11 protein-coding genes are annotated in these 22,269 nt (G+C 40.6%); 9 read left to right on the plus strand and 2 right to left on the minus strand.

All coding sequences use genetic code 11. The annotated features are described in order from the left end of the window. Positions 1-158 precede the first annotated feature (158 nt). The 9 genes from B0A80_RS18175 (at position 159) to B0A80_RS18215 (ending at position 18,629) form a co-directional block, all read left to right on the plus strand. Complete coding sequence (locus tag B0A80_RS18175) at positions 159-7,124, plus strand: type I polyketide synthase (RefSeq protein ID WP_089078219.1); 6,966 nt, start codon at positions 159-161, stop codon at positions 7,122-7,124. A gap of 21 nt (positions 7,125-7,145) precedes the next feature. Continuing rightward, entirely contained in the window at positions 7,146-11,378 is a 4,233-nt protein-coding gene (locus tag B0A80_RS18180) for a type I polyketide synthase (protein ID WP_089078220.1), read from the plus strand. Next, positions 11,366-11,665: an acyl carrier protein gene (locus B0A80_RS18185; RefSeq protein ID WP_089078221.1), complete on the plus strand. Its 300-nt coding sequence runs from the start codon at positions 11,366-11,368 to the stop codon at positions 11,663-11,665. Before B0A80_RS18180 ends, B0A80_RS18185 begins: the two co-directional genes overlap by 13 nt. Next, entirely contained in the window at positions 11,656-12,438 is a 783-nt protein-coding gene (locus B0A80_RS18190; RefSeq protein ID WP_089078222.1) for an alpha/beta fold hydrolase, read from the plus strand. Before B0A80_RS18185 ends, B0A80_RS18190 begins: the two co-directional genes overlap by 10 nt. Then, entirely contained in the window at positions 12,431-14,836 is a 2,406-nt protein-coding gene (locus B0A80_RS18195) for a glycosyltransferase (RefSeq protein WP_089078223.1), read from the plus strand. Before B0A80_RS18190 ends, B0A80_RS18195 begins: the two co-directional genes overlap by 8 nt. Before the next feature lie 3 nt (positions 14,837-14,839). After that, positions 14,840-16,111, plus strand: a complete 1,272-nt coding sequence (locus B0A80_RS18200) for a condensation domain-containing protein (RefSeq protein ID WP_089078224.1) — start codon at positions 14,840-14,842, stop codon at positions 16,109-16,111. After that, a complete protein-coding gene (locus B0A80_RS18205; RefSeq protein WP_089078225.1) occupies positions 16,108-17,361 on the plus strand; it encodes a condensation domain-containing protein in 1,254 nt (417 codons plus the stop codon). The genes B0A80_RS18200 and B0A80_RS18205 overlap by 4 nt, the downstream gene beginning before the upstream one ends. Positions 17,362-17,368: 7 nt before the next feature. Further along, complete coding sequence (locus tag B0A80_RS18210) at positions 17,369-17,905, plus strand: hypothetical protein (RefSeq protein WP_089078226.1); 537 nt, start codon at positions 17,369-17,371, stop codon at positions 17,903-17,905. Between the two features lie 103 nt (positions 17,906-18,008). After that, on the plus strand, positions 18,009-18,629 hold the full coding sequence (locus B0A80_RS18215; protein WP_089078227.1) for a hypothetical protein: 621 nt from the start codon (positions 18,009-18,011) through the stop codon (positions 18,627-18,629). A gap of 125 nt (positions 18,630-18,754) precedes the next feature. Here B0A80_RS18215 and B0A80_RS18220 read toward each other — a convergent pair whose 3' ends face one another. Continuing rightward, on the minus strand, positions 18,755-20,518 hold the full coding sequence (locus tag B0A80_RS18220; RefSeq protein ID WP_089078228.1) for an alpha-keto acid decarboxylase family protein: 1,764 nt from the start codon (positions 20,516-20,518) through the stop codon (positions 18,755-18,757). A gap of 1 nt (position 20,519) precedes the next feature. Further along, positions 20,520-22,241, minus strand: a complete 1,722-nt coding sequence (locus B0A80_RS18225) for a flavin monoamine oxidase family protein (RefSeq protein WP_070905564.1) — start codon at positions 22,239-22,241, stop codon at positions 20,520-20,522. Positions 22,242-22,269: the final 28 nt, after the last annotated feature.

Consider the following 22,269-nt stretch of genomic DNA (forward strand, 5'->3'; position numbering starts at 1 on the left):
TTTTTGTAAAAAAATCATTATAAAATAAATTTCAATACTCGTAATTTAGAAGAAATTTATTACTTTTATTCCACTATACCACGATAACTACTATAGTACCACAAAGGTCATTATTGAAGTTACACCATTTCCAAATCTCATTTCAATCTTATCAACCTATGAAAAATTCTACTATTATAGGATTAACGCCTTTTGAAAAGCCAGACGTCAACCTAATGTCTCAATTATTTCAAGCCGGAGCATTCCCCGTATTAAGTTTAGGACATGATATCGAAATCGCTCAGGAAGCATTACATCAACTTGACGGGAACAATATACCTTCCTACGGTGTATACCTTACCAGTGACAGGTTAACATCCCTTCAACTGCCCGAACAGGTAAGTCTTGCGATCCTTCCATTTGGAATCTCAGTAGAAATCTATCCTAACGTATCACGAATTTATCAGGTAACTAACCTTGAACAAGCCAGAGAAGCCGAACAACTGGGAGCTGTTGGAATTATTGTAAAAGGAAACGAAGCTGCGGGATTAGTTGGTTATGAATCCACATTTGTTCTCTTTCAGCGTGTCATACAAGAAATCAAGACCATACCTGTATGGGTACAAGGAGGAATAGGCCTTCATACCGCTGCCGCTGTAAAAGCACTTGGGGCAAAAGGTATTGTATTAGACAGTCAATTGGCATTATATCCGGAAAGTTCCGTTCCACAGGAACTCAAAAATCTATGTTCGAAATTAAATGGAACAGAAACCAAAATCATCGCCCAGCATCGCGTATTGGTTAGACCCAATTCGCCTGTTTTATCTGAAAATGTTTCTATCGAAGAGTTAGGACAATACTTTAATGATCTCGACCCTGAAAAAAGTTACATTCCGATGGGGCAAGACATTGCTTTAGCAACAGATTTATGTGAAAATTTCAAAACGCTAAAAAAATTGATTTTTGGACTTAAAGAAGCTCTATATGGTCATCTGAAACAAGCAAAAGCATCTCAAATTATTGATCAAAACAATCCATTAGCCAAACAACTTGGCCTACGCTACCCGATCGCCCAGGGACCGATGACCCGTGTAAGTGATGTTCCGGCATTTGCCAAAGCGGTAGCCGAAACAGGAGCTTTGCCTTTTATAGCTCTTTCTTTACTCAAAGGAGAACAAGCAAGAGCATTAGTCATCGAAACTCAAAAACTGACCAGTGATAAAACCTGGGGTGTAGGGATATTAGGTTTTGCTCCACAAGAATTACGAGAAGAACAAACCGCCTATATCCTTGAAGCCAAACCTCCCGTAGTATTGATCGCAGGAGGTCGGCCTGCACAAGCTAAAGTATTTGAAAAAGCCGGCATAACTACGTTTTTACATGTACCTTCCCCAGCGTTACTGGATATTTTCCTAAAAGAAGGCACCAAAAATTTCGTGTTTGAAGGTCGGGAATGTGGTGGACATGTTGGCCCGCTCTCCAGCACAGTACTTTGGGAAAAACAAATTGAACGTATTTTAAAAGAAGATCATCCGGAAAATATAAGTGTATTTTTTGCCGGCGGAATTCATGATGCTTTTTCCACGGCCTTTGTATCTATTATGACCGCCACTCTCGCTGCCCGAGGTGTAAAAGTTGGTGTATTAATGGGAACAGCCTATTTGTATACACAAGAAGCAGTGAGTACAGGAGCAATTCAGCAAGAGTTTCAGCAGCAAGCAATGAAAGCTAAAGATACTGTTTTGCTGGAAACGGCACCAGGCCATGAAACACGTTGTTTAAATACGGCATTCGCTCTACATTTCGACAATGAAAAGAAAAAGTTACTAGCCCTTGGAACGGACAAAAAGCAAATTTGGGAAGAGCTTGAAAAACTGAATGTAGGACGTCTCAGGATTGCAGCAAAAGGCATTGACCGCCAAGGTGATGCACTCGTAACGATACCCAAAAACCAACAACTTGATTTAGGCATGTATATGATTGGGCAGGTAGCCACCATGCACAATCAGGTGATTACACTGGAATCACTCCATCATAACGTTGCTATCGAAAATCAAAAATATATTCAACAGGCAGCTCTGCCGGAAAAACCTTCATCAACCGACAAAGCCCTGGATATAGCTATCATAGGTATGGAATGCGTGTTCCCGGGTGCCAAAAATTTAGCAGAATACTGGCGGAACATCATTCTTGGAAAAGACTGCGTTACGGAAGTACCGGAGGAACGATGGAATAAAGACCTCTATTATCAGCCTGATTCTAATGGTTCGGATGTGTCACATTCAAAATGGGGCGGTTTTATTCCAAAAATAGATTTTGACCCATTAGAATTTGGCATTCCGCCACAATCTCTCGCAGCCATAGAACCAACGCAGCTTTTAACTTTACTCGTTGCCAAACGTGCAATGGAAGATGCGGGTTATGGTGAAAAACAAATCAACAGAGAAAATATATCGGTTATAATTGGTGCTGAAGGCGGAAATGATCTTGCAAACAGTTACAGTTTCAGAGGTTATTACAAACAAGTTTTTGGAGAGCTCCACGAAGAAGTAGAAAAAGCATTCCCACAAACTACCGAGGATTCATTTCCGGGTATATTGGCCAATGTAATTGCCGGTAGAATTACAAATCGTCTGGATCTGGGAGGAAGAAATTTTACCGTAGATGCTGCCTGTGCTTCATCAATAGCTGCTATTGATCTGGCATGCCAGGAACTGATCCTGGGCAAATCGGATATGGTACTTACCGGAGGAGCAGATTTGCATAACGGTATCAACGATTATCTGATGTTTTCCAGCACACATGCCCTCTCCCGCAAAGGGCGCTGCGCAACATTTGACAGTGCTGCCGACGGTATTGCGCTGGGCGAAGGGGTCGCAATTTTAGTCTTAAAACGATATGAAGATGCCCTTCGTGATGGTGACCGTATTTATTCGGTGATAAAAGGTGTTGGAGGATCGAGCGACGGTAAAGCCCTTGGTCTTACCGCACCGCGAAAAATCGGTCAGGAACGCGCACTGGAACGCGCCTATGATCAGGCAGGTATCAGTGCCGCTACAGTTGGTTTAGTTGAAGCTCATGGTACCGGAACAGTGGTGGGAGATAAAACGGAGCTTACGGCACTCACCAATCTATTTCTAAAATCCGGAGCTTTACCGTCTCAGACCCATCTTGGATCTGTAAAAACACAAATTGGACATACCAAATGTGCTGCCGGTTTGGCCGGACTTATCAAAGCCACTATGTCTGTATACCACGGAGTAAAACCTCCTACCCTACATCTCCAACAGCCCAATGCCTACTTCGATGCCCACACAAGTCCTTTTGCTTTTCATGCAAAAACAGGATTATGGTCCGAAAAAGAGCGTTATGCAGGTATTAGTGCCTTCGGTTTTGGTGGTACCAATTTTCATATGGTAATCGAAAATCATCCGCAAAAAGAAGAAGCCGCCATCCTACAATCCTGGCCCTCCGAATTATTCGTCTTCCGGGGAGATAATTATGATGCAGCCAAAATTCAATTAGAACAGGTAAAAACTTTATTGCAAATCAATGATAGTTTATCTTTAAAAGACATTGCCTACAGCTTAGCCGTGGGTTCAGAAAAACCGATACAATTGAGCATTGTTGCAGATACAGCCGAAGATCTGGTGATGAAAATCGAACTCTTGCTAACAGGCATTGAAAGTAAAGATATTTTTATGGTCAACAAACGAGTGGGTAAAACTGTCTTTTTGTTTCCCGGACAAGGCAGCCAAAACATTCATATGGCACGAGATCTGTTCGTGCTGTTTCCTGCCCTGCGAAAAATCATATCACAATATCCTGATTTAGAAAAAGTAGTCTTCCCTGCAGCCACATTTGATACCGCAACGTTAAAGAAACAAAAAGAAACCATTAAGGATACCCGTCTCGCACAACCTCTTTTAGGTATTGTAGATCTTGCCTTAGCTCAATTGTTACAGTCATTCGGTATCGTACCTGATATGTTAGCAGGACATAGCTATGGAGAGTTACCGGCTTTATGTTTTGCCGGTGTATTTAACGAACAACAGTTGGTTGAACTCAGCAGCAAACGGGCACAATCTATTCTAGATGCCATTACAGATGGTGATCCCGGAGCTATGGTAGCCGTAAACATTGATGCAGATCGTTTGAAAACAATTCTGGACCAACATCAGGACTGCTATCCGGTCAATTACAATTCACCAACTCAATGCGTTGTTGCCGGAAGTACCGCAGCCATTGACAAATTCATCGAGGCACTTAAAAACGAACGCATCTCAGCCAAAAAACTAGAAGTTGCCTGCGCTTTTCACAGTCCTTTGGTGAGCAAATCCAAAGATTTGTATGCCAATGTTCTGAAAGAAATTCCTTTTCAGGAAATGCAGATTCCGGTTTGGTCCAACACTACAGCAGCCTTATACCCAAGCGCGGCATCTGACATTAAAGCACAATTGACCGATCACCTGGTGCAACCCGTGCATTTTGTTGACGAAATCCAGGCCATGTATGCCGATGGAGCAAGGATATTTATTGAAGTAGGTCCCGGAAAAATATTAACAGGATTAACAAAGGCCTGCCTCAATCAAGAGGAACTGATCCTACATGTTGAAGATAACAATCATAACAGTCTCACCCACCTCCTTTGCATGTTGGCACAATACCTTGGAACTGGCCGCACCTTTAATCTAAATAAACTTTTTGAAGACAGATACGCAAATTTAATCCAAATCGATCAACCGGATCTTTATCAAAAGAGCCCAACGATTTGGCGTGTAAATGGACAAGCCGCTCATCCAACCACAGGTACATTACCTGCTCATGGTGCATTACCAATTGTAACTCCCATTCAAATGACAAACTCCAAGATCATCCAAACACCAGATACACAACCTGCCGCAGAACACATATTACAAGAATATTTAAACAGTATGAAAATGTTGATCCAGGCACAGCGGGATGTCATGCTTTCCTTCTTAGGACAACAGCAGCACCTAACTCCTATTCCCGTTTATGCTGCGCCGGTAGAAAATAAGACGACTCATCAATTGGCAGCAACCGTAATTACGAACGATAAACCGATAGCTAAAGTAACACTGCAAGTACCTTCAAGAGATATCAAATCTTTGTTGTTAACAGTGGTATGCGAAAAAACCGGCTATCCGCAGGAAATGTTAGGAATGGAAATGGATCTGGAAGCTGACCTCAGCATTGATTCTATTAAAAGAGTTGAAATTATCGGCGCGCTCCGTAATGAGCTTGGCATACTCAACAGTAATCATGAAAATGAAGATACGGTGATGGAACAACTGGCGGCCATAAAAACTTTAAATGGACTTGTAATCTGGCTTACGGAATACACAGGTACTGTTGATTCAGTTGCAACAAATATTGAATTAGCAACAGTAGCACCTTTAACAGCGGATAAAACCACCGTGACACTTGCAGAACTGCAAACGGCCATTTTAGATATTGTTAGTGAGAAGACCGGTTATCCGAAAGAAATGTTGGGACTGGATCTGGATTTGGAAGCCGATTTAAGTATAGATTCCATTAAACGAATGGAAATCATCAGCGATCTCAAAAACAAAATCGGATTTGGTGATGACAAGGAACAGGCTGATGATCTTATGGAAAAATTAGCCGCCATAAAAACGTTAAATGGTTTAGCTGCCTGGATAAGTGAAATGAGTACAACTGAACCTGTACAAAGTTTATTGACACGCCTGCGGTTTGATTTAGTACCCACCCATATTTCCGAAGCACAAAACACCGAAATCCTCAAAGGAAAACGATTTGCAATAGTTCCGGACAATGGAACACAAACCCTGGCCATAAAAACAATATTGGAACAATACGGTGCAATTACTGAATTGGTTCATAACGAACAAAATCTAACGCTCTTTGATGGACTGATTATTACCGATATATACTCCGCTACTGTGAAGCATAGTATCATCGACCACGTTGGTTTAATTAAGAATATGGATCTTGAAAAAGCGCAATGGATTTATTTGATCTCCGATATCCCGGCACATGTAGAAGAATTAAAAGACACCCGTGCACTACGTCATTATCAGGGTTATCCCGGCTTATTCAAAAGTTTAGCTCGTGAGTTTGAACAAACCAACTTCAGACTGATCAGTCTCAATACGGCACAGGAAGTAGACCAAATAGCCGAAATTACTTTACGGGAGATCCTGACAACAGACCAATCCGTTGAAGTGATTTACAAAAACAATCAACGCCATAAAGTCGAAATAATACCTTCGCCCATGTTAACCGCTCTTGATCAGGCACATATCGAATTGGACAAAAAATCGGTTGTTTTAGTCCTTGGCGGAGGACAGGGGATTACTGCGGAACTGGTCAAACACATGTCCGCCACTTATCCATGTACCTACGTTCTTGTGGGCAGATCAACAGACCCGAGAGACGTTATTACCGATTCAAAAGAATTAGAATTAATGGAATCGAAAGAAGAAATCAGAAGCTACTTCATCAAGACCGGTAATTTCAGTGCTCCATCTGAAATTGAAAAAGAGACGCTGCGAATTTTCAAAAACAATCAAATTCTGCGTACCATTCGACACATGGAAGAATTGGGAAATAAAGTAGTCTATCAATCCTTAGATGTTTGCGATGAAGAGGGCTTGACTCAGCTTATCCATGATATTTATAAACAATATGGGCAATTGGACGGTGTCATTCATGGCGCAGGTCTTTTAGAAGACAAACTTTTCAAGCAGAAAACCACCAGTTCTTTTGAACGTGTCTTTGATACAAAAGTAAAACCCTTACGTGTGCTGGCGGAACAATTGCGTTCAGATTGCCAGTTTGTAGTTTTATTTTCAAGCATTGCTTCTGTGTATGGTAACAAAGGACAAACGGATTATGCCGCAGCCAATAGTGTATTGGATGATTATGCCAAGGTCTTAAACAAAAGGCTGAAAGGAAAAGTAATCTCGATCAACTGGGGGCCATGGAAAGGCGCGGGAATGGTTTCTTCATCATTAGAAAGTGAGTACGAACGCCGCGGAATTTCGCTGATCCCATTAGAAGAAGGGAAAGAACTATTTCTGAACGAAATCAAATATGGAACAGAAAGTCAGGTATTAATTATGTCCGGCAAAAATTGGTAATAACCGTCGTATTCCTTTATTATGAAAAAAACAGATATTGCTATTGTAGGTTTATCCTGCCTGTTTCCTGGTGCAAAAAATGCAGAGGAATTCTGGCAGAATATCATCAATAAAGTCGACTCCACGCAAGTTGTTCCGGCAGATCGAATCGATCCTGTTCACTTTAACGGAAGCAAGGAAGCTACGGACCGCTTTTATTGTAATCGTGGCGGGTTTATTCCTGATTATGAATTCGACCCTACGGCCTTTGGTATCTTACCTCTTGCCGTTGAAGGCACTGAACCCGACCATTTATTAACACTCGAACTCGTTCAAAAAGCATTAGAAGACGCAGGTGTATTCCGAAAAAAAGTTTCATTGGAACGAACCGGAATTGTCATCGGAAAAGGGAATTATACAGGTCCCGGAGCTACACGCGCCATTGAAATTGTACGTACTGGCGAACAGATATTCTCACTTTTGCAAGAACTATTGCCGGAGGTATCTTCTTCCGATATTGAAAAAATAAAACAGGCCTTTCAGGAACGCAAAGGGCGGTTTTCTGCAGATACCGCCATGGGGTTAATCCCCAACCTTGTTGCCTCATTAGTCTCCAACCGATTCAATCTTGGAGGCGTTGCTTTCACCGTTGATGCGGCCTGTGCAAGCGCTCTTGTAGCCGTAGACCATGCCGTGCAAGAGTTGCTGCGTGGCCGAAGCGATATGATGATTGCCGGCGGAGTTCATACCGGTCAAAATGCTGCATTTTGGAGCATATTCAGCCAATTGGGAGCATTATCACATCAACAGCAAATCAAGCCCTTTAGCGAAGATGCAGACGGATTGCTCATTGGAGAAGGCTGTGGTTTCGTTGTCCTAAAACGGTTGGAAGACGCTGTACGCGATCAGGATAAAATTTATGCCGTTATTAAAGGAGTTGGTATCAGCAGTGATGGCAATGGAACAAGCGTGATGAGCCCTTCTGTAAAAGGCCAGTTAAAAGCATTGGAACAAGCGTGGACACAAGCCAATTTAAATAAAGAGCAAATTGGCTATCTGGAAGCTCATGGCACGGGAACTCCTTTAGGTGATAAAACAGAACTGCAAACTCTGGCACAATTTTTTGGCAAAGAAGAAACCGCTGCACGCGCCGGTATAGGATCAGTCAAATCCAACATAGGGCACGCCATGCCAGCTGCCGGAATAGCGGGTTTAATTAAAACCTGTCTGGCCCTACATCACGACACATTGCCACCTACCTTATATTGTGAAAACCCAACTGCCTCTATACAAGACACCAGATTTACACCGATTCAGGAAGCTAAGAACTGGTCACAAGCCGGTTTACCCAAAATCGCAGCAGTAAACGCATTTGGATTTGGAGGGATCAACGCCCACGTTGTTTTAGAAGGGTATGACATCCCTAAAAAAGACGAAGTATTGTTGCTTGCAAGACCGACACGTGAAACTTTACTTTCTGCCCTTCAGGATAACGATACCTCCGTAGGAAATGGAGATTATCGTATTGCACTCTTTGATCCAACACCCGAACGTATCCAAAAAGCAATCAAAATTGTGTCCAAAAATAATGCGTGGCGCAATAAACAAGATATTTGGTACACCTCTGCTCCCCTTTTACAAAATGGCGGCAAACTAGCTTTTGTATTCCCAGGATTAGACGGTTTAGAAAAAGGTGAAGTTGAAACTGTCAGTCGATATTTTGGATTGACAGCACCTATAGAAACAGCCGGTGAAGGACTGCTGAACGACGCATTAGGTATTTTTAATACTTGTGGCATACTGGACAGTTCCTTAAAAAAATTGGGAATCTATCCGGATATGAATGCCGGACATAGTTTAGGAGAATGGTTAGCAGGATATGCTTCAGATTTGGCCGAAGCCAGTTCTGTCAAGGATCTAATCGATGTTCTTGATCCGAAAACATTTGAACTAAAAGATTCAAAATTCATTGCTATCGGAGCAGGTCTTGAAGAGGTAAAGCCATTGATTGAACAAATTCCTAACCTTTATGTTTCCAATGATAATTGTCCACATCAGGTTATCCTGTGTGGTACAAATGCGGCACTTCAGGAATTGACCCCTTTATTAAAATCAAAACAGATATTCCACCAGGTTTTACCGTTTCAATCCGGTTTTCATTCTCCATTTGTTGCAGATAAACTGGATGTAATCTTAGCCGGTATGGAAAAAGTTCAATTCCAAAAAACAAAAATTCCATTGTGGTCAGCCACTACCCTCCTGCCTTATCCGGCAGATCAGAAGTCTATCCGTAAATTAAGCGCCGAACATTTGGTACAGCCTGTAAGATTCCGGGAACTAACCGAAAAACTTTATGCGGAAGGAGTTCGTTTTTTTATTCAGGTAGGTACAGGAGGATTAATCGGTTTTATTGATGATACGCTAAAAGGCAGCCCCTTCAGTACCCTTGCTTCAAGTGTAGCCAATCGAACAGCACTTGCTCAGCTGCAACGGGTAGTAGCCGCTTTATTTGTAGAAGGAAAAGTACTGGCGCTCGATTTTTTAAACATTCAAAATCACAGAAAAATAGTTCCTAAAAAAGGCATAAAATTACAATTAGGATCACCTATTATACGTGATTTTGAAGCGATACGAAATTTACGAAAATCGATCCATACCCTACAGCCCAAAAAGGTTTTGACCGAAGCAAAAGTAAGTCACCCCTTGGTCCGTGCCTTTCAGGAAAACATCGCCGATATGATCCGAATGCAGGAAGAAGTACTGGATGTCTTTCAAAATCAGGGAGAAGCCGTCGTTTTCACACCAGTTTTAACGAAAAAACAACTGATCGACAGTCCTTTTACAAAAACACTACACGTCAATTTAGATACGCATCCTTATCTGATTGATCACAGCCTTTTACGACAACCGAAAGGCTGGTCGGATGTGGCAGATATGGAACCTGTAATTCCAATGACCATGATTTTTGAATTACTGGCAGAAGCAGCGCAAGCAGAACAGCCGGAAACCAAAATTCACAAAATCATGAACGTCAGTGTATTTCAATGGATGAACGTTGCCAGGCCTTTTGAAAAAACGATAAAAGGCGTCTGGCGTTCCAACCATCACGCCTATCTGGACATAGAGAATTTTGCCAATGCAGAAGTATCTTTAGCAGCATCACATCCGCCACAACCTGTTTTTGATCTGTCTATAGGCGAACGATTGCCGATTGAGCGAACTCCTTTGGAAATCTATGAGAAGCACATGTTCCATGGAGAAAAATATCAGGGTATTACGGTCGTATCAGCTGTTGGAAAAAAAGGCATTACAGGACAAATAAAAGGTAATGGCGGTAAAGGTTCCTTATTGGATAATGCCGGACAATTATTTGGATTATGGTTACAGCTTACCTTAACCAAAGACCGCATTGCTTTTCCGGTCAAAATCAAACAAATTGAATTCTTCGAAGATATGCACGATCAGGACGGTGTATTTGAGTGTACCTGTATACTGACTGAATTAAACGATGAATTTGCTATCGCCGACATTGTGCTACAAAGAGACGGAAAAGTTTGGTGTGCGATAAAAGGATGGCAAAACCGGAGATTAGAAATTGACGAAGCTTTATGGAATGTTTCCATGTCTCCGCTCCATAACCGTCTGTCGGAAGAAATTGCCCCACAAGTCTTTTTCTTTCATCAGGCCTACTCACGCGTAAGTTCCTGGGATTTTATACTGAAACGTTATTTCAATCAAAGGGAAAAACAATACTATCAGGAGCTCCTGCCCAATCGCAGAAAAAATTGGATGGTGAGCCGTGTAGCCGTAAAAGATGCCGTAAGACAGGTGCTGAGCGAAAAGAAAAAGCAGCCCAGTTATCCTATCACCTTTGAGATTTATTCTGATAAAACAGGCAAACCTCATCTCAAAGGCAATGCTACAGAACAGATTCAGATCTCACTGGCACATAAAGGAAAAGATGCTGTAGCCATTGCGCGACACGATAAACCGGTGGGTATTGACATGGAAATCATTGCCGAACGCAGTCCTGAATTTTATCAATTGGTATTCACCGATACAGAATTAGCCTTACTGGAAGAACGAGATCAGGCCGAATGGACCACCCGATTTTGGGTAGCAAAAGAAGCTTATGGAAAACTATTGGGAACGGGGCTGAAAGGTAACCCCAAAAGACACGAAGTAACCTGCATACAAGGCGATCATCTCTGGATCGATCAAATTGAAATTAAAACAATCAAACACCTAAATTATATTATCGGATGGACACTTTAAACACAACATTAAAAAGAAATCATGAGGAGTTATTCAACCTTTTAAAGGGTTTTATTACAGAAATTATTGGTGAAGAATTTGTAGAAGAAATGGATATCACTCCGCAAAGTTCATTTACCAAAGATCTGGAAATGGACAGTATAGAGATTGTATCTTTTTCAGAAAAAATCAAATCACACTTTGGCGATCAGATCGATTTCACGGGCTGGTTGTCTGCTATGGACTTGGATGAACTGATCAATCTTGATCTGAATAAGATCATTAATTATATCTACGAATGCCAATAATCACTATTAATAATAAAAAAGTTCACGTACAGGAACTCAATAAAGGTGCTGAAGATACCGTGGTACTGATCCACGGTATGTTTAGTAATCTTTCTATTTATTATTTTAACATTGCTCCCATTTTGGCGCAACACTTTCATGTGGTGATGTACGATCTAAAAAGTCATGGCAGAAGTGAGCGTACCTTAGAAGGATATGATTTAGAAAATATGTCCTCTGATTTAATAGCAATGATGGATTACCTCCAAATCAAAAAAGCACAACTTGTTGGTTATAGCTTTGGCGGACTTATTGCACTCCAAACTGCTTTGATAGCCCCTGAACGTGTAGATCAATTGGTTGTCATTGAAGCACCGGATCCGCAAGATGAAAAGGCACGAGGTATTATCGAATCGTACAGCAAGGAATTTCTCGAACATTACATCGCCAATTTTACGGATACCACAAAAGTGAAAATGGGAAAAAGACAATTCGAAAAAAACCATCGGTTATACGAGTTTTTATTCCACCAGACCAGTATCAAAGCAGATATGGTTAAAGAAAAAGATTTTCTGTATCAGGTACCTATTTCCGAATTACGCATACCCACTCTGTTGCTCTATGGATCAACTTCTGACTGTAAACCGACAGGAGAATGGTTAGAATCTCAAATTGGTACAGCCGAGCTGAAACTCATCGATGGAGATCACAATATTCCCATTCAGGCTCCCATTCAGATAGCAGAAACTATTGTTCAATTTTTAACTAACCCTTTATTACAGAACTATGGCTAAATTTGTATTTGTTGTTCCCCCGCTAACAGGTCATGTCAATCCTACATTGAGTATTGGTGCTGAGCTTTTAGAAAGAGGACATAAAGTAGCATGGATCAGTCTTGACCAAACCTTAGAATCTAAACTTCCTGCAGGCGGACAATTATTGCTTATCCAATACGATCAGACTGACGAAGAAAAAAGAGAGAGCGAACAGTATCTCGATATCATTTCAAAAAAGGTCGTTTACGGTATTGACAGTATCAAGTTTTTATACGAAGAAGTGTTGATCCCTTTAAACAGACATTGTTATAATGGAATTGTTAAGCTGTTGGAAATTTATCAGCCGGATTTAGTCATTGGTGATCATCAATTATTTGCAGCGGCAATTGCGGCAAAAAAAGTGAATCGTCCTTATGCGACCTCCGTAACTGCCCCGGCAGCAATCAAAATTATAAGTGAGTTACCCAAAGTACACGAATGGGAAGTCAATCAGATCCTGGCGTTACAAGAAGAGCTTGGTGTCAAAGAAAACCAATCACTGGCTTGCTCTGATCTTCTTACTTTAGTGTTAACCTCTCAATATTTCTTTGGAGAAATGGATCTCAGCTCAAACTATCAATTCACAGGTCCGGTAGTAACAGAACGCCGTATATCCAGCACTTTCGATTGGGAGCGTTTGAAAAACAGTCCAGGGAAAAAAATCTTAGTCAGCATCGGCACCACATTCGACCACGAGCATAAAAAAGCATTTTTTCAAAAGGTAATCGATGCCTTTCAGGAGGAAGATCTAACGGTTGTAGTGGTTTCAGATCCGGATTTATTTGATCAGTGGCCTGAAAATTTTATGGTCTATTCACAAATCCCACAATTGGATCTGTTACCTCATTTAGATGCTGTCGTGTGCCATGGCGGACACAACACGGTCTCAGAAGCCCTTTCACAGGGGCTGCCACTCGTTGTTATTCCAATTGCATACGATCAGTCACATGTTGCAGGACGTGTCGTACGTACCGGAGCGGGTGAACGTCTCAATTTTAACCGATTTAAAGCAAATCATCTAAAAAGTAGTGTTCATGATATTCTGAATAATCCTCAATATCGGGAAGCTGCTCTCAAAGTTCGCCAATCTTTTATAGATGCAGGCGGAACGAAGACTGCAGCAGATCTACTGGAACATGCCATAATTTCCGCAAAGCGATCTACTGAATCTCCGGCCAAATTTCTCGTTGTTGTTCCGCCATTTTTCGGACATATCAGTCCAACATTGAGTTTGGGGGCCAGTTTATTGGCTCGTGGTCATGAAGTCAAATGGTTTGGTATTACACCATTGGCGAAGGAACATATTCCGACAGGAGGAACTTATATCTATCCCGAGGAAGATCTCCTGCCTTATCAGGAGGAACTTCAGCGAATATTAAAACGACAAGACGATGGCCCATCTTGTTCGGGACCGGAAGTCATGAAACTGGCACTGGAAGAAACCTATGTTCCATTTGCCAAAATGATGATGCCGGGCTTAGAAACACTACTCGGTCACTGGCAGCCTGACGTGATCATTAATGACTGTATCACTTTTGGCGGCGCTTTATTTGCACACAAACATCGTATCCCTTCTGTAACAACAACCCCGGTACCACCGGATGTTATGGGTGACACCGAGAAAAGTGCTCCTAAAATATTTGAATGGCAGCAAAATCTCATCAAAGAGCTGCAAAAAGAAGTCGGTATCGCTGATGAGGGTATCTTCATACATTCGCATCAATTAAACCTAGTCTTCACCTCGCAATCATTTGCCGGTTTTGAAACGGTACCCTCACACATGAAATTTGTAGGTCCGGTAAAAGGCCGTCCGAATAATAGTCCATTTGACTGGGAACGATTAGCCGCCAGCACAACGCCAAAAATATTTGTGTCTTTGGGTACTTTATTAGTGGATATCCGAAAAGATTTTTTTGGCAAACTCATTGAAGCATTTGCCGACCAACCCGTTACTATAATAGCCGCGACACCGCCTGATATATTTGACAAATGGCCTTCTAATTTTATTGTAAATGGTTTTGTCCCACAATCTACATTGATGCCGCATATGGATATGGTGATCTGTCATGGTGGCTTCAATACTGTAAACGACACCTTTACTAATGGTCTGCCGATGTTGATTACACCAATCGCTTACGATCACTTTCATACCGCAAAGTTGATTGAACAGGCGGGCTGTGGAATCAGTATTCGATACAAACGACTTCGGATAGAAGACCTTAGAAAAACAGTCTTTGAGCTTTTAGAAAACCCTAAATACAGAAATGCCGCCAAAGAAGTCCAAACCGCTTTTCTAACAGCAGGCGGCAATGACAAAGCAGTTGCATTATTAGAAGATTTTGTAAAACAAGAACGTTTGGTATTAGCTTCAGTATAAGATATGAAAAGAAGATTGTTATTTGGAGAGCGTATGCTTTTGGGAGAAGGAAAAGACCCTTTCCATGTTGTTATTCCTTTTCGCCTGCGCGGTGTATTGGAGGAAAAAGAGATTCAGTATGCTTTGGGCAGACTTCAGAAAAAACATCCCTGGTTACGAGCATGTATCCATATTGATGAAAAAAATATCCCGTGGTTTGAAGTATCTAAGCTAGCGAATCCAATTCCTATCCGTATTGTAGATCAAAAAAAAGAAGAGGACTGGCAACAAGAAACTATGCGAGAATTGCAGACACTCTTTGATTATAAAAACAAACCTTTGATCCGCCTGGTGTGGATCAAAGGAAATGATACTTCAGATATGCTCCTGACTTTTCATCACTGTCTGTGTGATGGTGGTGCTGCGATGAATTTAATTCATGAATTTTTAAAAGTATTGGATAATCCTAAAGCAGATATAGGCATTGAAAATCCTATTTTAGGTATTCAGGACGTCGTTCCTTCCCTAATTTTAAATAGTAATAGACAAAGATTCAAAGCAAAAATGATTGGTCGACTGGCAACATTCGCCATCAAATGCATTCCCGTCAGCAAAAAAGCGATTGATCGACAGACAGACTATTTGATTCATTGGAAATTAGATCCGGCCACAAGTCAACAGCTTATTTCCCATTGTCAATCACTAGCCATAACCGTCAATACTTTTTTAAGTGCTGTCGTATTGGACACCTTTAAAAAAGTACGCGGAAACAAAGCCTTTAATAAAGTTTCTTGTCCGGTAGATATCAGGCGCTTTGCTCCTCAGGTAAAAAAAGATCATATTTTCGCCTTCGGTCTGATGATCGTCCTGTCATCAGATCCTAAACTCGATTTCTTAAACAATTTACGTGTCATGCAGCAGCATGTAGATCGCAAAACTGCCAAACTTAATCCCTATATCACCATGATGGTTATGGAATCTGCTCATAAGGCGTTGAACAACTTTACAAAACTTCTAAAACGAGGCAAGTCCTCCAACGATTGTATGTTTTCTAACCTGGGACGTATTCAGATACCACATCAATACCAATCCTTTGCGTTGGAAACGATTCGAAGTCCATCAGTCATTGGGCCATTGGGTAATACAACAACTATCCTTACCTCTACTTATCAAGGTGTTATCGACTTCTCGTTTATGGGAAGTGAAGGTTATTTGCCTTATCACGAAGCCTTAGCTATTCGTGATGAAATAATTGATTCTATTAAACACCAATTAAATTATCAAGCCGCCTCATGAACAAGCGAAAACTCTTATTAGTGGAACGAATCATGTATGTGGATTCCGCTACACCTCTAAACTGTGTCTTTACGGCAAAAATCAAAGGTGAAATTCTACAAGAACAGATCGAAATTGCCTTAACAAAAATCCAACACAAGCATCCATTGCTCCGTGCAGAGGTTGATTTACAGGATAAGCAGCATCCGGCTTATGCGATCAGGGAAAATATGAAACCTATTCCGCTTCGCATCGTAAAACGCCAAACAGATACCCATTGGTTAGTGGAATCTGAACAGGAATGGTATCGGCAGTTTAAAGGCGAAGGCTCCCCTTTGGCTCAATTGGTATGGATCAAAGGACAAAAATTCTCTGAATTGTTATGGGTAGTGCCACATTGTATCTGCGATGGAACCAGCATGGTCACTTTGATGCAGGAATTACTTGCCTTAATCGATAATCCGACACTTGATCTGAAACCCTATCCACTCTTCCAATCGGTCAACAATTTCCTAACGCCCCAGTTTGATCTTCAAAAAAAAGCTCGCAAAGCAAAGCTTTTTTTATTTTTGGGGAAATTTTTCTTTTTACTGCAACGGAAAAATAAAAAAAGAAATCTCGGAAAAAATTATGCCATTCATTGGAAATTAGATCCAACAAACTCCGCCGTTATAAAGCAAAAATGCAAAGACAGTGGTATTTCGGTACACGCCATTCTTTGTACCGCTTTTATGCAGGCTTTTCAGGACCTACAAGGAAAATCAGCAAAAAAAAAGATCATCAGTCCTATTGATATCCGCCATTTTATTCCTGAAATCAGAAAAGACCAAATGTTTGCCTTTGCCCCAACGGTGGAACTGTCTTTAAAAAAAGAAAAAAATCAGATATTGGATCAGGCGAAACACATCAAAAAAGATCTTGCTCAAAAAATAGAAAAAATGGATGCCCGGGAACTACTATGGATGGGTGAACAGATGCACCCTCTGGTACATCGCATGATTACGCTGCTAAAATCCAGTCGAGGTGCACACGATCTGACGCTGTCGAATATGGGTAACCTTCAAATCCGGAACGATTACAAAAATTTTATTCTGGAAGATATCTTCAGTCCAACAGTAGCATTTCCCTGGCTAAATTCAAACACTTTAGTGACGACTACTTTTAACAATCAAATGGACTTTACCTTAATGTCCAACGAAGACTTCTTATCGAAACAAGAAGCTTCAAAAATTAAAGATAAGGCCTTGGAAATACTGGCTTTACCCTTATAAATTACGTATGAAAACAGCAGTTCAGACCAAAAAAACATCCCTCAAACGCTTTTTAAGAAAGCGAGCCATTTACTATATCCTTCCCAACGTATGTTTCAATTTTATTATTGCTTATGCCAGTTTCCAGGAATTAGGATATACTCATTTTTTTGCCGGTCCTCAAAGCTTAGCACGTTTAACATTGCCAATGGCTATCTTTTTGCCTGTAATCCTGACAATGGATATCATCAATCGGGTTATTGTCGCCTCCAAACAAGAATTAATCGAAGTGGCAATAGACCATAAGCTGAATAAAAACAAGTTTATAACAAAATTATGCCTCTTGCATGGCATCATAACCGGTTTACTGGTATTAACAATATTGCTTCTTGCACAGCAGAGCTTAACGGTTAACCATAAATTAGATCCTACCCTTATGGCTCTTCTGGATGCTGTTCTTGCAGGCCTGCTTTCAATATTGTTTACTTATCTTCCCATCTACAGGTTAAAAAAACACTTTCACCAACCTCTGTCAAAGGTGCAGATAGAAACTGCTAACCATTAACAAGGAGCATTATTCAACTAGTATCAAACAATACTCAAAAGCTGTAATTAGGCTTTTAATTCCCTATATTAGCATTTGTTTAACTGCATAAATATAATTAAAAATGAATTTAGGGATTTTCAAGGATTTTTGGGACGGGCATCCAAACCATTTGCCTTTTCTAAGTTTAGTAGAGCTAACAAGTGACGAATCTCAAAGTTTCAACTTAAAATTAAGTTTTTCGAAATTAGAAGCCATACTCGAAACAAACTCTGAACAGAAAATTAGTGAAGGTATTAGATTATTATTAGAGCAGGAAAATTGGAGAGCTCACCTAGTAGCATCGGTTTCACTATTATTGATTAGTCAGGCAAAAAGAGACCGTTTAATTAATTTATACTGGGAAAGGCTTTCTCGTGGTTCTTGGGTTTCTCCCCAAATACTAACCTCTCTATCAAGATGCGATACCTCTTTTAATACCAAAGGAGAAAAAATACTTACCGAAGGATTTACCATTAACTATGCATCACTGTCATCGATAGATCATCATGTATTGCGTGGAGGAGTTCCAACAACTGTCTCTGAAAAAAAAATTATAGCAGCTGTAAATTATTTATTAAATAACATTATTAATGACAATGATGATAATTATGATAATGATTCTGGCGGCTCAATAGCCAAAAACTGGAAAGAAAAATTAACTGAATTGATAAAAGAGAACAGAGTGAAACTTGCTTATTTTTAAAGTTAAACTTTATATAGATTTCATCTATCCCCCAGTTTACTCCCACTCTGTTCTTTTTCTTTTTTTTATCCGAATTTCTAAAGATAATAAGTAATTATAGAAATGTCAAGACCACTCCTTTTAACCTAACACAAACTCCAGTCTTTATCTAAAAATTCATCCTCTCCCGGCTCCTCCGTTTTATAGGCAATCGCTTCCGGAATGGATGTTTTTGGAATGTTCACGTGTATGATTGTATTTTCCTTAATAGTATCAAGCTGTTGTAAAACGTCTTCGAGCTCATCAAGAGTGTTCACTTCAAAACCTTTCCCACCAAATACATCAACGAGTTTCGCATATTTCCAACGATGCATTTCATTGTAGTCATAGACACTGTTTAAATCAGGGATATCATAATCTACCTGATCTGCACCACGGAAAGGATTTGGATTCACCAGCATTTGTTCGATACCATAAATACCATTATCCAATACAAAAACAATAGTATCATGTTTCAGTTTGTTCTGTGTTGATATAGCCTGACAAGTTTCCTGAAAAGCACCATCGCCAACAAATACCACCGGTCTTTTATCCGGTCTGGCACATTTTATTCCGGTTGCAGCAGGTACAGAATAACCGATAGAAAGCCATGATGCCTGCGCCACAAATCCATTAGGTTCTGCAATACGGATGCCTTGGGCTCCCAATAAAGGAAAACCGGCATCTGCAACTACTATATGACTGCCGTTTATAAAGCTATTGATCCGTTTAAAAAATGTATCATAGGTCAAAAGTGGTTTTTCCTTTTTTGCTATGCTGTCATCAGCGACAAAAAATGATTTAGGCAGCTTTTTTTCCGTGTCATACATTTCATAGGCACTAAAGGTAACTTTAGTGAGTTCTTCTTTCAGGAAAATAATAAAATCCTTTAGCGATACATTGGCCACATAAGAAGCACCTATTCTTACGCCGCTGTGATTCGCGAGTACCGTGTCTTCTTTCCAGACATCAAAACCACCCAGATTTTTACCCGTGGTCCATACACCGAGACCAATTTTCACCTGAGCCTTTTCAAACTGTTCCTTAACATCTTTTGGTGATGCTTTACCATTAAAAACACCCCTAAATTTACGATGGTTTTCAGAAACGATCGATTTTCCGAGTATGGAAGTTACAAATTCCGTATCGGTAGTTTCAATGAGATCCAAAAATTCTTTTTGAATGCCGTAACGCTGAATTTCGATTCCGCCCCAGAAAATAATCTCTTTTCCACGGGCCATTGCAGCAACCCTTTGAGCTGCCTTGCGTGCACTTGTCTGGCATTTTGATGTTCCTTTTTCTACCAATGGAGTAACAGGTGCATTGCATTCCATTCGCCATGCATCTTCAAAAACCTCAAGGTAAACCGGTCTTCCGTATAAAAGACAGGCATTTAGTACTGCATCAATCTTATAAGGAGCGTCAGATGAACCCGTAATCTGTTCGGCTGCAACAGTAACATTACGAAACACATTGATATTGCTGTACATATCACCAGTCATGTGTGAAGCCAGCATTCCCTGAACAAGGCTTCGCTGTTGATCTTTATTGGTTGGAGCTCCATTGATAACCAAAACGGGACAATGTTCTACATAAGAACCTGCAACCGAATTCAACAACGTAAATGCTCCCACGCCGTAGGTTACCGCTACTGCTGCAAAACCATTTTGTCGTGCATAAGCATCCGTACAATGTCCGGCATTTATTTCGTTTGTATCGTTAACAATTTTAATTTTTGCATTTTTGTCTTCAAGGATTGTATTTAAAAACGGAGCGGTATAATTGCCTGCAATACCAAATAAGTGGGTAAGCCCTAATTCTTCCAGGCGTATCTGCAGGTACTTTGCTACTGATATTTTTTGCTCTGCCATCTTAAATCGGGTTATTAAGATTACCTATATTTTCGTTGACTTCCAGTGCGGTACGAATTCCCGATTCGATAGCGCCTTCAATCCAGGCATGTTTCAAAGAAGTATGCTCTCCTGCGAAATGTGCTTTTCCTTTCCATTCTGTAGAAATAATATGGCGCTGTAATAACTGTAACTGACCCGGATTGAAGATTGCCGCTTCGCCAAAAGCATAAGGATCTCGCATCCAGCTTTGTGTTGCAGCACCCACTAATTTTCCGGGTTTCCCTTTTCGGTCTTTGATACTTGAACTGATTACAGCAAGATCAATAATACGCTGCTGTTCTTTCACATCATCGCTGTGCATGATGGCCAGATTTTTAAGTGCATAGAAATATCGGTCATCATCATCCATCGAATCCCAACGGCTTGCTTCGTCTGACCAGCAATAGGAAGCCAAAACGACACCATGTCCGTTACTTCCCAAATCATTACTCGGATAATACGTAAAACGGTTAGAAAAATCGGTAATTGTACCACCGCCCACGATATTATACGGAGCTTCCTGCCACCATTTTTCACGAAATTCAAGCAATATTTTAGTAGCAGAATCATAATGCAGTTCCCGAATTGCTTTTCGTTTTTGCTGCTTGAATTGTGGTGTTACATAAACGTGCCTTAGTGCCGAAAATGGTATGCTGACAATTACTTCATCAAATTCCATATCGCTAACAGGTGTTTTTAATGCTTTGAATCCTGCATCTTCATAAAACTGAGGGTCACGCTGTACCTCTATGTCTACTTCTATTTTTACCTTGTCGTTGACAAGCATCATTTTAGTCATCCTACAATCGAAATAGGTATTTTCTTCTAGTTTATGGGCTTTAAAAAAGGCATTAGGGAGCTTGTCACATCCGCCTACAATTTCCATAAATCGCGTAGAATCCTTAATAATATTTTGTTCAATAAAACTCTGGATGAAATCGTAAGCCATTCTGGATTCCAGGTTTTGGAGCACACCAATCATTTCAATAGCATTTTCAGAATACATGGAATGTTCTTTCAGGAAACGACGCATCGAATACTCCCCGTAACGCTCGATCAAAACGGGCCAGTTTTTCTCCGGATCTTCGGCAATAAAAGCTTTAAGCGGATTAATAAGATTGGCCATTAACTGGTCTGCCCGCATGTTTTCGCTACTGCCTAAATGAAAGTCGAGCAAGGCGTTTACATCGACAATTTTACTCGCATCCTTTGGGATATATTCATTTTGAACCACACGTTTGCGGTTGACGTAAAAAAGAGAGTTTCTTGTAACTTCCGGTTTTGGTTTAGCAGGATCCGCCTGATATGCAATTGCCTGAGCTTTATCAACCGACAAATAATAAAAAGGCTCTGTTTTGAGTCCTAGTTTATCGATGTATTTGAGTACCATCTGATGTATGGTCGGGATGCGCATTGCTCCGGCTTCGCCATAAACAGTATCGTCTTCGAAATATTTCTTGTCCTTAGAATTTCGGAAGGTTTTAATTCGGCCGCCAACACGGGTATTAGATTCCACTATTGTAACCTTATGGCCTGCCTCCTTCAACATAGCCGCTGCTACCATTCCTGCCATTCCGGCACCAATGATCAATACGTCTTTTGGTTTATCCGTACGGGGAATTCCTTCGTCGATGTATTTTAAATATTGCTGAATAATTGGGTCATTCTCTTCGTCGAGTAAGCCGTGTAAGTAGTTTTCCATAATTAGGGAGTTTATTTGTTTGATATGT

The sequence above is a fragment of the Flavobacterium tructae genome, from assembly GCF_002217475.1.
GTDB lineage: Bacteria > Bacteroidota > Bacteroidia > Flavobacteriales > Flavobacteriaceae > Flavobacterium > Flavobacterium tructae.